13 protein-coding genes are annotated in these 15,308 nt (G+C 45.1%); 4 read left to right on the top strand and 9 right to left on the bottom strand.

The genetic code is table 11. The annotated features are described in order from the left end of the window. Positions 1 to 65: 65 nt before the first annotated feature. From MMB75_RS17185 to MMB75_RS17145, 9 genes are all read right to left on the bottom strand, one after another. The gene (locus tag MMB75_RS17185) at positions 66 to 755 is read right to left on the bottom strand and encodes a DNA alkylation repair protein (RefSeq protein WP_277509270.1); all 690 of its coding nucleotides are present in this window, start codon (positions 753 to 755) and stop codon (positions 66 to 68) included. 19 nt (positions 756 to 774) lie between these two features. After that, on the bottom strand, positions 775 to 1,392 hold the full coding sequence (locus MMB75_RS17180; RefSeq protein ID WP_045244912.1) for a DNA-3-methyladenine glycosylase family protein: 618 nt from the start codon (positions 1,390 to 1,392) through the stop codon (positions 775 to 777). A gap of 61 nt (positions 1,393 to 1,453) precedes the next feature. Next, positions 1,454 to 2,269 carry an SPL family radical SAM protein gene (locus MMB75_RS17175; RefSeq protein WP_045244913.1) on the bottom strand — a complete coding sequence of 272 codons (816 nt, stop codon included), beginning with the start codon at positions 2,267 to 2,269 and terminating at the stop codon, positions 1,454 to 1,456. Positions 2,270 to 2,280: 11 nt separating this feature from the next. Beyond that, a complete protein-coding gene (locus MMB75_RS17170) occupies positions 2,281 to 2,817 on the bottom strand; it encodes a methylated-DNA--[protein]-cysteine S-methyltransferase (RefSeq protein WP_045244914.1) in 537 nt (178 codons plus the stop codon). Further along, a complete protein-coding gene (locus MMB75_RS17165; protein ID WP_045244915.1) occupies positions 2,798 to 3,403 on the bottom strand; it encodes a bifunctional transcriptional activator/DNA repair enzyme AdaA in 606 nt (201 codons plus the stop codon). The genes MMB75_RS17170 and MMB75_RS17165 overlap by 20 nt, the downstream gene beginning before the upstream one ends. Positions 3,404 to 3,555: 152 nt before the next feature. Then, entirely contained in the window at positions 3,556 to 5,046 is a 1,491-nt protein-coding gene (locus MMB75_RS17160; RefSeq protein WP_045244916.1) for an alanine/glycine:cation symporter family protein, read from the bottom strand. Positions 5,047 to 5,265: 219 nt separating this feature from the next. Next, entirely contained in the window at positions 5,266 to 7,155 is a 1,890-nt protein-coding gene (locus MMB75_RS17155) for a beta-glucoside-specific PTS transporter subunit IIABC (RefSeq protein ID WP_025365790.1), read from the bottom strand. 248 nt (positions 7,156 to 7,403) lie between these two features. Continuing rightward, entirely contained in the window at positions 7,404 to 8,234 is an 831-nt protein-coding gene (gene licT / locus MMB75_RS17150) for a BglG family transcription antiterminator LicT (RefSeq protein WP_025365791.1), read from the bottom strand. 275 nt (positions 8,235 to 8,509) lie between these two features. Continuing rightward, positions 8,510 to 9,949, bottom strand: coding sequence for a 6-phospho-beta-glucosidase (locus MMB75_RS17145; protein WP_017427249.1), 1,440 nt, complete (start codon positions 9,947 to 9,949; stop codon positions 8,510 to 8,512). A 427-nt stretch (positions 9,950 to 10,376) separates the two neighbouring features. Here MMB75_RS17145 and MMB75_RS17140 point away from each other — a divergent pair, with 427 nt between their 5' ends. The 4 genes from MMB75_RS17140 to glpK are packed head-to-tail and all read left to right on the top strand — an operon-like array spanning position 10,377 to position 15,202. After that, complete coding sequence (locus tag MMB75_RS17140; RefSeq protein WP_016819960.1) at positions 10,377 to 11,837, top strand: L-fucose/L-arabinose isomerase family protein; 1,461 nt, start codon at positions 10,377 to 10,379, stop codon at positions 11,835 to 11,837. 23 nt (positions 11,838 to 11,860) lie between these two features. Next, complete coding sequence (locus MMB75_RS17135; RefSeq protein WP_045244917.1) at positions 11,861 to 12,706, top strand: transketolase; 846 nt, start codon at positions 11,861 to 11,863, stop codon at positions 12,704 to 12,706. A 3-nt stretch (positions 12,707 to 12,709) separates the two neighbouring features. Then, complete coding sequence (locus MMB75_RS17130; RefSeq protein WP_019688559.1) at positions 12,710 to 13,645, top strand: transketolase family protein; 936 nt, start codon at positions 12,710 to 12,712, stop codon at positions 13,643 to 13,645. A 15-nt stretch (positions 13,646 to 13,660) separates the two neighbouring features. Next, entirely contained in the window at positions 13,661 to 15,202 is a 1,542-nt protein-coding gene (gene glpK, locus MMB75_RS17125) for a glycerol kinase GlpK (protein WP_045244918.1), read from the top strand. Positions 15,203 to 15,308: the final 106 nt, after the last annotated feature.

Below are 15,308 nucleotides of genomic sequence, written 5' to 3'. Positions count from 1 at the left end.
TCCCCTCCTGTCGGTCTTATACACGTATGTTTTTTCAGTATAACACTTACAGGCGGGGACCCATCCTAATTTCTTTTTCGCTTCATACTACGAATGGTCGTTTTTGTCGCCTGATCCACCCGGTATGATTCTGTGATTTTTTGCAAAGCTTTATTGAAAGTAAAATCGTCTAATGTATTATGACTTAAATACGCCGTCGTTACCTCTGGCAGCTTGATATAACAGATAGATATCGCCCATGCTACCGCCATTTGTACATAATAATCTTCCCGATGGGTCTGATCTAGCAAAGCAAGCACTCGGTTAATATACTGTTCCTCAATAAAAAAATTCAGAAGCATAACCACCCCAAACCGAATCTCATATTCTTTCTTGGAAAACAGATAAGGCTGAATAAAATCCCATACTCTTTCTTTATGTTGCTTCGTAATTTTCAATCCGGCACAGAAACTGTCACATACGGACCAATTATCAATTTTAGGAACAAACTTGGCGGTATAACTCAAGACTTCCTCAATATCTGCTTTTACAGAACCAATCACCATACCTTGCAGCATCACTTCTTCAAAGTGTTCACTTTCAGCGGTCTCCAGATAGAGGCGCCAATCTCCTTTGGCAATATTTTGAGCTAGCTTACGCAGCACTGGCAGACGCACACCCAACACATTATTAATCGTTGGAAGCAATGCAGCTGTAAATTTCTGAAAATCTGTATCCACATGTGACAATATCTGTTCTCTGATGGTCTTCTCCATATTTTCCACTCCCTGTTTGTTAACGAAATGAAATGCTCCACAAATAAATGGAGGCCACTGAACCATAAGGCGAATACACTCGGCGATACTCCTCAAATTGCTGCTTGGTCAGTGTATCTAAATGGTACAACTTCATCATTCCCCGCCGAATAGCCATATCGCCCCAACTGACGACGTCTGGACGTTCCATGCAATTAATCAGCATCATTTCAGCCGTCCAAGGGCCTATCCCTTGCAGCGAGGATAATTTCTGGATCACCTGTGTATCGGAAAACTCATATAATTCCTGTAAATCCAACAATCCCTGCTCGATCGTTTGGGCTATATTCAGGATACATGCTGCCTTTTTCATGGTGATGCCACAGTTTTGAATATCCTGAGCTGTCTGAACGGCTATATTTTGTGGAGTGATCGCTCCTAATTTTTCCTGCATCCTTGTCCATATGGTCTGAACCGCCTTGGCGGAAATAAGCTGCCCCACAATCGCATGAACAAGCGCTGCAAACAGGTCGGGAATGATTACGCGTTCTACCTTGCCCATTTGCGTTATAGCTGTACCAAGTACGGTATCTACCATCTTCAGGTAGTTGATTTCCTTTTCACCATAGTCAAAGTTTTTGGTCATTACCGTTTCCATTGGTTCTCCCGCTCCCCTTGTAAGGTGCACTCTTCATTTAATGACATAGGTTGCTTTCATATCAGGGTTCGAATCCTTCTTTGCTCACATAGAGCTGTTCTTTGGGAAAAACATGAAGAAAACGCTCATAAACCGCCTTATACGCAGCAGGGTGATACCATTCCTCCAGCCCCAATGACTCATACAGCACACCAATGTTCAAGCTACGCGTCCGCCTTCCCCCGCTGCCGTCTCCCATAAAATAATCATCTATACAGACACGGTTGACCAGAGACACGAGCTTGTTTGCAAAATGCTCACTGCTTGGCAGCATCGGAGCAATGGTAGCTTGCGTCGGTACACCTGCCTCTTTTAAAAGTTGCAGTGTTTGGAGACGAGCCTGGATGGGAGGAGCCTCCGGGGTGAAATGTTTGCGTATATCCTCGCGGTCTGTTTCTACAGTGATACTCACACGTACACGTTCCTTCAATTGGAGCAATAAATCAATATCCCGTCGTACAAGCGGACTACGCGTCTGTACAAAGAGAAAATCCGGTGGATCTTCCACCATCACTTCCAGCAGAGATCGGGTCACCTCTTGTTTGTACTCGGCCGGCTGATAAGGATCTGTGCTTGACGACATAAAAATCGTAACTTTACCTTTGGATTTGGCCCTACGAAGCTCCTTACGAAGAATATCAGCCGCCTCTTTTTTAATATCAACCCATGTTCCCCAAGCTTCCTTCCGAAACGTAGAGACTGGCAATTGGCGTACATAACAATACGAGCAACCAAAGGTACAGCCGGTATACGGGTTCAACGAGTGTGTATACCCTGACAAGAAGCCAGTCCCTTTATTCAAAAGAGTCTTGGGGGATTTGTAATACTCATTTTTCATACCTGACCTCACTACTGTATTGGTTTGTGTGTGTGATTCTTTTCAAGCTGCAAAAGCTTCACCTTCATGTCCAGCCCCCCACGATATCCGGTCAAAGCTCCATTCTTACCAATGACCCGATGACAAGGGATGGTGACCAAAATCGGATTAGCACCGATAGCGGTACCAACCGCACGAACAGAGTTCGGCTTTTGAATCGCGTTGGCAATGTCTGAATAGGATTGTGTCTCCCCATACGGAATATTACACAGCGCGTTCCACACAGCTATTTGAAATGCAGTTCCATGAAAGTCAAAAGGGAATGTAAAATGTGTACGCTCCCCTTGGAAATATTCAATCAACTCCTTGGCATAGAGCTGTAAAATGGTATCCTCTTCAACTAAAGGACTGCCGGGAAATCGACTTCCTGCCCATACAATCAATTCCTCAACAGTTTGATTAAGCGAACCAACATAACATAATCCTTCCGATGTAGCTGCAATGTATAAATTCCAATCCTCATGTGCCAATAATGACCAATAGATCGTTTTATTCATTTGATATACCATGCTGTGTATCTCCTTTTTGAGTTGCTATGGATTCGAGTTGGCGATATTGCAATGGAGTGTAGCCTATATTCTTTTTAAACAACGTAATAAAGTAAGGGGTATTGGACAGACCTACGTTCTCCCCCACTTCCGCAACAGATTGTTGTGAGCAAATAAGCAGCTTCTTCGCTTGTTCCAACCTCGTACGCTGTATATATTCCATCGGAGTTACATGCATGATTCGCTTGAAGGTACGATGTAAATGGTACGGACTTCCATGACTGATCTCTGCCAGGACGTTCAATGTTAATTGCTTCATATAGTTCGAATCTACGTATTCTGCAACTCCTGTGATCCAGTCGTGATCAGGCAATCGTTGTCCTGTCGGTTTACATCTTTTGCATGGACGAAAATGCTCAGCCAAAGCCTGCTCTGCTGATATAAATAAACGGATGTTCTCTCTTTTAGGAGGTCGGGATTTGCAGGAGGGACGACAAAATATTTTCGTTGTCTTCACAGCATACAAAAATACCCCGTCATACGACTTGTCATTTTCTATAATAGCTCTCCACTTCTCATCTGTTATGGATAAATCGGATGTTCTCATTTCAATCCCCCCTCTTGTGCAATGTACCCTATCTCATATCTAAATTATAAACTAAACAGTGAACATATGTACCCCTTTTGGAATGTAAAGGCAAGATAATGAAAAAAGATGACCCACAAGGAGCCATCTTAAAATGTAGTAATCTATCTTATTTAGGCTTGAATCTTACCCGGTTCAACCGTGATCGTCAACTCATCTGAAGGAAGCTGATATTCCCGTGACCAATAATCTGCATTTGAAATTCCCGCCTGCTTCGGATCAAATACCGGGTCTAGCCCTTGCCTTCGCTGCTGCTCGTAATCCTTAAGCACGAGAAACGCAGGCTTGGCCAGGAGAATCATAGCAATCAGATTGACCCAAAGCATAATACCGACGCCCATATCCCCTAGTGTCCACGCCAAGGCCGATTCTTTGACGACCGTTCCATAAAACGTCGAACCCAGAATTACCAACTTTAACAGGAACATAGGCCATTTGGCTTTACGGTCGGCAACCAGGTAAGCCATATTCGTTTCAGCGATGTAATAATACGCAATAATGGTGGTAAATGCGAAAAAGAACAAGGTTATGGACAAGAGACTTGAGCCAAAACCCGGGAATACCGATTCAATAGCAGCCTGTGTATATTGGGTTCCTTCTTCAACACCCGGGAGATGCTGCACAATATAACCCCCACCTGGTCCCTTCACGTTGTACATATTTGTAAACAATACCATGAAAGCCGTAGACGTACAGACTAAAAAAGTATCTACATATACGGAAAAGGCCTGAACCAGCCCCTGTTTTGCCGGATGGGACACTTCTGCTGCGGCTGCCGGATGCGCACCAGAGCCTTGTCCCGCTTCATTAGAATAAATGCCTCGTTTTACACCCCAAGCAATGGCTGTCCCTGCTATACCGCCGAACACTGAATCTACACCAAAAGCACTGCGAAAGATCAGGGCAAATACCTCGGGAAGCGCAGTAATGTTCGTCATCATAATATAGAAAGAGACAAGGATGTAGCCTAGTGCCATAAACGGTATGACAACCTGAGCCACATTGGCAATTCTTTTGACACCGCCAAAAATGATAAGCGCCAGCAACACGACTACTAATATCCCAGAAACCTTCATATCCATACCAAACGAACTATGAAAGGCTACGGCGATGGAGTTCGATTGAGTTCCTGGCATCAACAAACACATAGCGACCAACGCTACTACCGCAAAAATAACGGCAAACCATTTTAAGCCTGTTCCTTTTTCAATATAAAAAGCCGGGCCGCCTCGGTACTGACCATCACGCTTTACCTTATATACCTGAGCCAGTGTAGATTCAACAAACGCAGTAGCCGACCCGATAAAGGCCATGACCCACATCCAAAATATCGCTCCAGGCCCCCCCATACCGACTGCCAATGCAATCCCAGCAATGTTCCCCGTCCCTACACGTCCCGATAGCGCCATCGTAAAGGCTTGAAAAGAAGAAACGCCTGCCTCTGAGCTTTTTCCTTTAAAGACAAGGCGAATCATCTCTTTGAAATGCCTAATTTGTAAAAATCGAGTCATGATTGAAAATAATAGCCCCACGCCCAAACAGACATATACCACAGGATTGCTCCAAATGACGCCATTTACTGCCTCTGCCCACTTCTCTAACATTCCTTGCATTTCCCCCTGATCCATCAATTCATCTAGTCTATGTTTTCAGAAAATTTGCATAATTACAAAAAATTATAGATTAGTTTTTACAACCGTACAAGCTAATTTAATTGACATATTGTCAATTACAAATAGACTTATCCGGCATAATAGGACGACAAAAAAAGCTCTGATGATCCGTGAATGCGGATCATCAGAGCTTGGTCCTTACTTAAGATTTCAAGCGTTGCCTGCTTGCTCATTTGGAGCGCTAGACAGTTTCAACAACGGTGCTTGCTCCGTTACCTGCCCTTGAGGGATGGGGAGGATTTCCGTATATTCAGAAGAATTTGTAATGATAACTGGCGTAATCGTAGGATAACCCTCTGCCTTGATTTGCTCAACATCAAATTCGAGTAGCAAATCTCCTGCCTTTACTTGGTCGCCTTCTTTGATATAGGAAGTAAAATGTTTACCATCCAGCTTAACCGTATCTACTCCGACGTGAATTAGAACTTCTGCGCCATGATGCGAAACCACTGCCAACGCATGCTTTTTCTTGAACGCTACAGTAATAGTTCCGTCGAACGGAGCTACGACTCTGCCTGTTGTCGGCTGGATGGCGATACCTTTACCCATAGCTTCCGAAGCAAACGCAGGATCGGGAACCTCCGACAGAGCGACCACCGTTCCTTCAATCGGGCTTAGCACCTCTTCGTTAGAAACGGTAACTGTAGAAGTCGATTCTTTAGCCGAGTTGTCAGCGGTTTCTTCCTCTTCAACTGGATCTTCGAAGCCTAAAATATAAGTCAAGATAGCCGAAACCAAGAATGAAACAGTAATCCCTAGAATCAATCCTGGGAAGCCTTGTCCGCCAGGGCCGTAAAAGATCGGCAAAGTCAGCAACCCAGGTGCGCCGGAGGCAAATGCTTGCGTCCCCGCTTGGCCGATAATGGCACCACCGACAGCACCGCCGATAACACCAGCAATAAACGGGCGCTTCAGTGGCAGCGTAACCCCATAGACCGCTGGCTCTGTAATACCGAACAAAGCGGTAAGTGTAGCAGAACCTGCCAGCGTTTTCAGCTTTTTATTTTTCGTTTTCAGCATGACACCAAACGCTGCACCGGTTTGAGCAAAGATGGAAGCCGAAGCAGCAGGCTTAATACCGTCTCTGCCGTTAACAGCAATGTTATTAATAAATACAGGTACAAGACCCCAGTGAACACCGAAAATAACGAGCAACTGCCAGCAAGCACCAAGAATTGCTCCAGCCAGCAGCGGACTAAAGCTGAACGCAGCAACGAGCGCGGTAGCGATTGCATTGCCCACATACACCCCAACTGGACCAAAAACCATCAGAGTCAGAGGAAGCATAATTACAAGTAGAATCAAAGGTGTAATAAAGTTTTTGACGCTCTCATGGATCAGTCGATTGCACCATTTTTCCAGCTTACTCATGACGATAACGGCTAAAATAATCGGGATAACGGTTGATGAATAACTCATCATCACAATAGGAATACCGAAAAAGTCTGTTGCTGTACCTTCTGTTTTCAGCGTGACAATCGTCGGGTAAAGCAGCCCTCCGGCAATGGTCAAAGCAACGAAGATATTACCTCCGAATTTCCGTGCCGTTGTAACCGCTAACAAGAGCGGCAGGAAATAAAACAAGCTGTCGGCCGCAGCATACAAAATCATATAAGTAGTGTCTTTCGGAACCAACCAGCCGAGGTTGCTCGCAATCAGCAGCAGACCTTTCAAAATACCGGACCCCGCCATAACTCCAAGCAATGGTGCGAAAATGCTGGAAATTACGTCAATTACAGCGCCAAATCCTTTTTTGCCTTTAGTTGAGTTCTCTTCTTTTCCAGTTTCATTCAAAATGTTGGATACTTGGCCGATGGCATTGTATACTTCTGGTACTTTGTTGCCGACCACAACCTGGAACTGGCCACCGCTCTGCTTGACCGTAATAATTCCATCGGTTTTCTCCAGCTTTGCCTTATCTGCTTTCGCCTCATCTTTTAGCACAAAACGCAGGCGCGTGGCGCAGTGTACGAGCGATACTACATTTTTTTCCCCGCCTACCAGGTGCACAATTTCTTTAGCCAGTTTTTCATAACTCATGATGGACACCTCCATGTTCTAAGGGGCTTTTTACATATTTAGGCACACAAAAAACCTAAGCCTTGAAAAATGGTGGGCACTTGAGTCCCGCGATTTTTCATGACTTAGGTTTTGCCTGCATAACCAGTAACAATCCCAGTTAAAACTTATTAAATTCCTGTTACTCACATAATACATTTAATATACCATATTTGTCAACAAAAACATTTAAACATTTGTTTTGATTCTTTTCGAATAAAAAGTTTAGCTTATCTGTTCACCACTCGTTCAATATGCACAGTCAAATACAGCTTTTCTTCGTTCGTTAATTCATGATTGTATTCTTTTTTAACGAAAGTTCCGATTTTCTCCGTACAAGCGGCTGCATCCTTGTGCTTTTCCTTAATCAAGTCATATAAATGATCATAGTTATTTTCATAGTGATTTCCCTTAAATACGCGCTGAGCGAAAAATTTCAGATGCGTAATAAAGCGGAAATAACTTAGAGAATCCTCGTCAAAATCAACCTTAAAGTGGTACTTTGCGATATTGATAATTTGCTGGATAAACTTCGTAATGCTCATGGTCGTAATGACTTCCTCATTCATTTCAGCATTCACAATGTGAAGGGCAATATAAGCCGCTTCATCCACAGGCAGTTCAATACCGAGCTTTTGTTTAATTTGTTCCAGCGTTCTTAGACCAATCGCGAATTCTTCTCTGTACAGCTGCTTGATTTCCCACAATAACGCGTTTTTGATTTCTAGTCCTTCCCGGTACCTTTCAATAGCGAAATTGATATGGTCGGTCAGAGAAACATAAATATTTTCGTTCAGCTTTCTGTTCAGATTATGCTTGGCGTCATTAATGACTTCCTCCACAATCACAATCAAATCCAGCGGTACCTCGCGCAGCAGCATTTTGAAGTTATCGGATGTCTGCTTGTTTTTCAGCGCAAATACCTTCTGAATTCTGGTTTCATCTACTGTGTCTCCAGGCTTTTTCTTAAAAGCAATCCCCCGACCCATTACTACGAGTTCAGTACCGTCTGTCTGGTAAACACTAATTACATTGTTGTTGATGACCTTTGCTATATTCATCTCGATCCCCCGTTCCATATGCCAGCAAGAGCCACTCATGCTCCATCCACTTTATTGCAAACAAAAAAAACCGAAGCACGCCAAATAAACAAGACTGTAAAATCCGCTTATTCGTGGCTTAGGTTTTGCCTGCTCTGCAGTAACAATCCTAAAAATGATGGAATTGCGTCAAGTATAGCCCGAAAAGGAACGATTGTCAACGCTTTCAATTGAGAAACGAGGATCGGAAATTCCCGTTGATTCAGGACGTCCGATCCTATTTTCTTGTCGTACGACTATTCGCCGAGATTTTCACCATCGGAATGAATTACGTTTTTATACCAGTCAAAGCTTTTCTTTTTAATACGTTTCAACGTACCGTTGCCTTCATTGTCACGGTCTACATAAATGTAACCATAGCGTTTTTTCATTTCTCCAGAGGATGCGCTGACAATATCAATAGGTCCCCAACTGGTGTAACCGATAATTTCGACGCCGTCTTGAAGAGCCTCACCCATTTCAGCAATATGTCGCTTGAGATAGTCGATTCGGTAATCGTCATTCACTTCTCCTTCAGGTGAAACCACATCATTGGCACCAAAGCCATTTTCCACTACGAAAAGAGGCTTTTGGTAGCGATCATGCAATTGGTTGGCTGTGATACGGAATCCTTTTGGATCGATCGTCCAGCCCCATTCGGACTTATCCAAATATGGGTTGGCCACGGAGCCGAAAACATTACCGCTAGTCATATTTTTGACAACCTCTGGGTCTGTGCTGGTTGTCCGGCTCGAATAATAGCTAAATCCGATGTAGTCGACGGTATGGTCTTTCAAAATGGCTGCGTCGCCGGATTCCATCTCGATGTTTAATCCATGGTCCTTGAAGAAGCGTTTGGCATAACCAGGATATTCGCCGCGTGACTGTACATCAATGAAGAAGTAGGACTCGCGGTCTTTTTCCATCCCCTGATACACATCTTCGGGATTACATGTATACGGATAGAAGCTTCCAGCAGCAAGCATACAGCCAATTTTCGCATCTGGAATGATCTCGTGACATGCTTTTACAGCCAGCGCGCTTGCAACAAGCTGATGATGCGCAGCCTGGTACTGAATTTGTTTAACGTTTTCGCCTTCTTGGAATACAAGCCCGGCACCGAGAAACGGCAAGTGGAGCAGCATGTTGATTTCATTAAACGTCATCCAGTATTTCACTTTATCCTTGTAACGAGTGAATACGGTTTTGGCATAGGTTTCAAACAGACCAACCAGTTTCCGGTTGCGCCAGCTTCCGTATTTCTCGATCAGAGCTACCGGCACGTCAAAATGAGCGAGGGTTACAACCGGCTGAATGCCGTGTTTATGCAACTCGTCGAACAAATCATCGTAAAATTGCAGCCCCGCCTCATTGGGAGTAGCGTCTTCTCCAGTTGGAAAAATACGAGCCCAGGCAATGGAAACACGCAGTGCTTTGAAACCCATTTCCGCAAATAGTGCAATATCCTCGCGATATTGGTGATAGAAGTCAATGGCTTCATGGGAAGGATAGAATTCGCTTTCAAGTGGGGTTAGCGAAGGAACATTCCCTTTCATTATGCTTCTTCTCTTCTCTCCGGTAGGCAGCAGATCCACCAGGCTCAATCCTTTACCGTCTTCCAAATAAGCCCCCTCGGCCTGGTTGGCTGCAAGAGCACCGCCCCATAAAAAGTCTTTAGGAAAAATATAACTGGACATAAACGTTCTCCTTCCAAATGTGTGATAAAAGGGTGTACAGAAAGGGAGATGAATAATAAAAAAACCCAAACCAGCCTGGTTACACTTGCAGTGTAAACAAGCCGATTCAGGTTATGCCCTAACGGTAACATCCCATGAAAAGGTTATTCATATTTGATTGAAACTCTAACAAAGATTTAGGAGCCTGTCAAATTTAATAGATATGATACATACGTTATTCACTCTAAACAAAATACGAATTTTTAGTTTATTTTCGCAAAATAACTAAACTAAACAACTAATTTTTTATAAACAAGCTAATTGACAGCGGTTTACAGAGGTGATACGATGACTTTGAAAATAAAAATTTATATAATTTATCCACTACAATTTAGTTTTGTTTAGTGAAATTTTAATTTGTTTACTTCTAGTACAAGGAGAGTTATTCATGAAAAAGCTGAAACTGGGTTATGCGCCTACTCGACGATTCACCTTCAGTGCTGAAGATGCATTCCGCTACAAAGTTGCCATTCGCCAACAAATCGAGAGCTTCGGAATGAACATTGATATCGTGGATTTGGAAGGGCTTAATGAGGAAGGTTTGCTGTATGACGACCATATTAACGCGGACTTGATTATCAAACGTTTCAAGGAAGAGGAAGTGGACGCCGTTTTCTTCCCCCACTGTAATTTTGGTACCGAGGATACGGTTGCCCGTGTGGGCAAGGCGCTTGGCAAGCCGGTTCTATTGTGGGGTCCACGTGATGAGGCTCCGTTGGCCGACGGCATGAGATTACGGGACACCCAGTGTGGATTGTTCGCTAGCGGAAAGGTGCTTCGCCGCTTTAATGTCCCTTTTACCTATATCACAAACAGTCGTGTAGCCGATCCGGTATTTGAACGAGGCTTTAACAATTTTATCTCGGCTGCCAATGTAGTACGACAGTTCAAAAGTTTACGAATTCTCCAGATAGGTCCTCGTCCTGCTTCCTTTTGGACTATGATCTGCAATGAAGGGGAGCTGTTGGAGCGATTCGGTATTGAGATTCATCCAATTACGCTAGTAGATATTCAGCTGCGTTCAAAGAAAATTGCAGCCGGGAGCAGTGCTGAACTTTCAGAAGCGATTGATTATATCAAAGAGAAGCTGGACTACAGTGAAGTCACCGAAGAAGATATCAGACGCATTGCTGCACTTAAAGTAGCCATGAAATCCTACGCTATCGAAACGGGAAGTACAGCCATCGCGATCCAATGCTGGTCCTCCCTCCAGGAAGCTATGGGAATTATGCCTTGTCTGGCCAATGCCATTTTGACAGATGAACAAATTCCGGTCACCTGCGAAACCGATATTCACGGAGCAATTACTTCGGTTATGGTACAAGCGGCTGCGATGAACGAACTCCCCACTTTTTTCGCTGATATTACGGTACGTCATCCTGAGAATGACAATGGAGAGCTTCTTTTCCACTGCGGGAACTTTCCAGTATCCATGTCTATTGAGAACAAACCCAAACTACGCAAGCACTTCCTGTTCGATGATCACGCACCAGGCACACATGAAGGACAAATCAAAGGCGGCGGCATGACCATCGCCCGTTTTGATGGTGATCATGGAGATTATTCCATTTTCCTCGGCAAAGCTAAAGGAATTGAGGGACCTTATACCCGCGGCTCGTATGTCTGGGTAGAGGTCAACGACTGGCCGTTATGGGAAGAAAAGCTCGTCAAAGGTCCTTACGTCCATCACTCTGTTGGCATTCATGCTAATGTCATCCCGGCTCTGTACGAGGCCTGCAATTACCTTCCAGGTGTCACGGCAGATCCGGTAGATCCTACCGAACAGGAAATTCAACGCTGGTTGCGTGGTTCCGATCTCGCTGTCACCAAGTCGGGTATTCTGGTTTAACTATATTATTTCAGGAGGGCACTATGGAAATCCTAGACTTGAAAATCAAAGCCGCACAAATCCGTAAGGACCTGCTCACCATTATTCATCGTGCCAAAACAGGGCATACAGGAGGCTCGCTGAGCAATACGGATATACTCACCGCCCTATACTACGAAATCATGAATATTGATATCACTAATCCTAAATGGGAGGAACGTGACCGCTTTATCGCCAGCAAGGGACATTCCGTCGAGTCTTTATGGTGTATTCTGGCAGACCTTGGTTTCTTCCCTAAAGAAGAACTGGAAACCTATAGCCAGTTCGGAACCCGTCTGATTGGGCATCCGAACAATAAAGTTCCCGGTATTGAAATGAATACAGGCGCATTGGGCCATGGCCTCCCCATCTCAGTCGGTATAGCACTGGCTGCCAAGCGTGACGGGCGATCCTACCGTGTATTCTGTCTCATGGGTGACGGGGAGCAAGCGGAAGGCTCCAATTGGGAAGCTGCTATGGCAGGTGCCCATTACAAACTGGATAATCTTGTCGGTATCATTGACCGCAACGGCCTGCAAATTAGCGGTACAACCGAGGAGGTTATGGGACTTGAACCGCTGGAGGAAAAGTGGGCCGCTTTCGGCTGGAACGTGATCTCCATTGACGGCAACAGCATGGAGGAACTGATCCATACATTCCGCAATGTCCCTGAAATTGAAGGCAAACCAACGTTGGTGCTGGCAAACACGATCAAGGGAAAAGGTGTATCCTTTGCCGAGGGTGTTCCAGGCTGGCATCACCGTATTCCAAGTGATGATGAACTTGAACGCGCACTGGCGGAACTGACACAAGAAATAGACGAATTATCCGGGGAAGGACTGGTGAGATAAACAATGAACAAAATCCCAAATCGTCAGGTCATCTGTGAAACGCTGCTTAGCCTTGCCAAAGAGGATCGGGATATTATGGTGTTGGCTAGTGATTCTCGCGGCTCTGCTGCTATGGCTCCCTTTGCCGATGCCTATCCGGAACAATTTGTGGAGGTAGGCATTGCCGAGCAAAATATCGTCGGTATGTCTGCTGGACTCGCACACAGCGGTAAAAAGCCGTTCGTCACCTCTCCTGCCTGCTTCCTGAGCATGCGTAGTATTGAGCAAATCAAGGTAGATGTAGCCTATTCCGGAACCAATGTAAAGCTGATTGGGATAAGCGGTGGTGTTAGCTACGGTGCACTAGGAATGTCCCACCACTCTGTCCAAGATATTGCTGTGGCGCGAGCGATTCCTGGTTTGATGGTCTTACTCCCCGCCGATCGTCATGAAACCAAGAAAATGACCGAAGCGCTGGTTCAGCATGAAGGAGGCGCATATGTAAGGATCGGACGTAATGCTGTTGAGGATGTCTATCCGTCCGATGATTATCCGTTTGAGATTGGGAAAGCTGTTACCCTACAAGAAGGATCAGATATTACCCTGATTGGCGCTGGTGAGACCGTCCGTATCATTCTGGATGCGGCTGAGTTGCTGGGGCAGATGGGTATTAAAGCTCGTGTTCTCAATATGCACACCATCAAGCCACTTGATGAGGAAGCGATCATCGCCGCAGCCCGGGAAACGGGAGGTATTGTCACCGTAGAGGAGCATAGTGTATTCGGAGGCTTGGGTGCCGCTGTAGCAGAAGTGGTGGTTCAACATCAACCGGTTCCTATGAAAATGCTGGGCATACCGGATGAGCCGGCGATTGCTGGCAAAACAGCTGAAGTCTTTGAACATTATGGACTTACCTCTGAGAATATCAGCAAGATTGTGCTCGAATTGATGAACAAGTAAGGAGCTGTAGCTGCAATGAATATCGAGACCTATATTCTAGCGATCGATCAAAGCACTTCCGGAACCAAAACACTGCTGGTTAATCAGCAAGGTGAAGTGATTACCCGTTATTCTTTGGAGCACAAACAATATTACCCACAGCCGGGCTGGGTTGAACACGACCCGCTTGAGATATATCATAATGTACTTATTGCTGCGAAAGGCGTACTGGAGAAAGCAGGGCTTTCTCCTTCCTCGCTGGCCGCAGTAACCATTACGAATCAGCGAGAAACGGCTCTGATCTGGGACCGTTCTACTGGCTTGCCTATCTATAATGCCATTGTATGGCAATGCCAGCGAACGGCAGAGGTCTGCACACGGTTGAAGAATACTGGCTATGAAGATATTATACGCTCCAAGACAGGTCTAATGCTCGATCCTTATTTCTCTGCCGCCAAGTTCAATTGGATTTTGGAACATGTACCTCATGCCCCCCAATTGCTTGCTGAAGGTAAACTACTTGCAGGGACTATTGACAGCTGGCTGCTATGGAAGCTTACGGGCGGTCAAATACATGCAACCGATTACAGTAACGCCAGCCGGACTTCCCTTTTTAACATTCATACTCTGGCTTGGGATATGGAGTTGTGCAGTATATTCGGTGTTCCTTCCTCCCTGCTCCCTGAGGTAAAAGCATCCGATGCCTTGTATGGCTATACACAGGAAGTGGAATTATGGGACGAACAAGTAGCAATATCAGGGATAATCGGAGATTCACAGGGTGCACTGTACGGGCATCGTTGCTTCGATACTGGTGATGCCAAAGCGACATATGGGACTGGAACATCTGTACTTATGAATATTGGTTCGCAACCCGTACAGGGCGGTGAAGGCTTGGTTACAACGATTGCCTGGGGGGCTTCAGGAAAGGTATCTTATGCATTGGAAGCTGTTATACGTACAACCGGAGACAGTATAAAATGGACACGGGATAATTTAGGATTATTCTCTTCATTTGAGGAAATGCAATCCATGATCACTGAATTGCAGGACAATGAGGGCGTATATCTGGTCCCTGCTTTTGTCGGTTTAGGTGCTCCCTACTGGAATCCCTCTGCACGTGCTGCAATTGTGGGTATGACCCGTGGAAACGGCAAAGCACATATTGTACGCGCAGCGCTGGAGAGCATCGGGTATCAAGTGAGAGATGCGGTTCAATTTATACGTGAACAATCCGGTGTGCCCCTTACTAGTTTACGTACGGATGGCGGGGGCTCATCTAACAGCTGGCTCATGCAGTTTCAGGCAGATATTCTGGGTACCCATGTTACCCGCTCTACCTGTGCTGAGCTGTCTGCAATGGGTTCTGTGTATCTGGGCGGTCTCGGTGTCGGATACTGGTCAGATCCTAAAGGCATCATCACGGGAAATACCTCTGATCAGAATCTGTATGAGCACTACACCCCTAGTATGGATGAAGTCAGCCGCCAGCGGCTTTATGCAGGTTGGCAGAATGCAGTGCAAATGGTAATACGTTCAGAACAACCGCTTACACCATCTTCTTCCGCTAATTGTTGATGAATCTTCCTCATTTACTTTTGAGCTCTTACTACAAGCTTCCGATTATTTTACAGGTGTTACACTTGGATAATCGGAGGTTTTTTATGTACACTGCATGTATTCC

This window comes from Paenibacillus sp. P2(2022) (genome assembly GCF_029522175.1).
GTDB lineage: Bacteria > Bacillota > Bacilli > Paenibacillales > Paenibacillaceae > Paenibacillus > Paenibacillus polymyxa.
Note: the sequence above shows the minus strand (reverse complement) of the source record. Positions and strands in the feature narration are given on the sequence as shown.

What these genes read in the sequence shown, in the direction of transcription:
- glpK (WP_045244918.1), top strand. Translation starts at nt 13,661, where the DNA reads ATGAATATCGAGACCTATATTCTAGCGATCGATCAAAGCACTTCCGGA.
- MMB75_RS17160 (WP_045244916.1), bottom strand. Translation starts at nt 5,046, where the DNA reads ATGTTAGAGAAGTGGGCAGAGGCAGTAAATGGCGTCATTTGGAGCAAT.
- MMB75_RS17165 (WP_045244915.1), bottom strand. Translation starts at nt 3,403, where the DNA reads ATGAGAACATCCGATTTATCCATAACAGATGAGAAGTGGAGAGCTATT.
- MMB75_RS17170 (WP_045244914.1), bottom strand. Translation starts at nt 2,817, where the DNA reads ATGGTATATCAAATGAATAAAACGATCTATTGGTCATTATTGGCACAT.
- MMB75_RS17185 (WP_277509270.1), bottom strand. Translation starts at nt 755, where the DNA reads ATGGAGAAGACCATCAGAGAACAGATATTGTCACATGTGGATACAGAT.
- MMB75_RS17130 (WP_019688559.1), top strand. Translation starts at nt 12,710, where the DNA reads ATGAACAAAATCCCAAATCGTCAGGTCATCTGTGAAACGCTGCTTAGC.
- MMB75_RS17155 (WP_025365790.1), bottom strand. Translation starts at nt 7,155, where the DNA reads ATGAGTTATGAAAAACTGGCTAAAGAAATTGTGCACCTGGTAGGCGGG.
- MMB75_RS17145 (WP_017427249.1), bottom strand. Translation starts at nt 9,949, where the DNA reads ATGTCCAGTTATATTTTTCCTAAAGACTTTTTATGGGGCGGTGCTCTT.
- licT (WP_025365791.1), bottom strand. Translation starts at nt 8,234, where the DNA reads ATGAATATAGCAAAGGTCATCAACAACAATGTAATTAGTGTTTACCAG.
- MMB75_RS17135 (WP_045244917.1), top strand. Translation starts at nt 11,861, where the DNA reads ATGGAAATCCTAGACTTGAAAATCAAAGCCGCACAAATCCGTAAGGAC.
- MMB75_RS17175 (WP_045244913.1), bottom strand. Translation starts at nt 2,269, where the DNA reads ATGAAAAATGAGTATTACAAATCCCCCAAGACTCTTTTGAATAAAGGG.
- MMB75_RS17140 (WP_016819960.1), top strand. Translation starts at nt 10,377, where the DNA reads ATGAAAAAGCTGAAACTGGGTTATGCGCCTACTCGACGATTCACCTTC.
- MMB75_RS17180 (WP_045244912.1), bottom strand. Translation starts at nt 1,392, where the DNA reads ATGGAAACGGTAATGACCAAAAACTTTGACTATGGTGAAAAGGAAATC.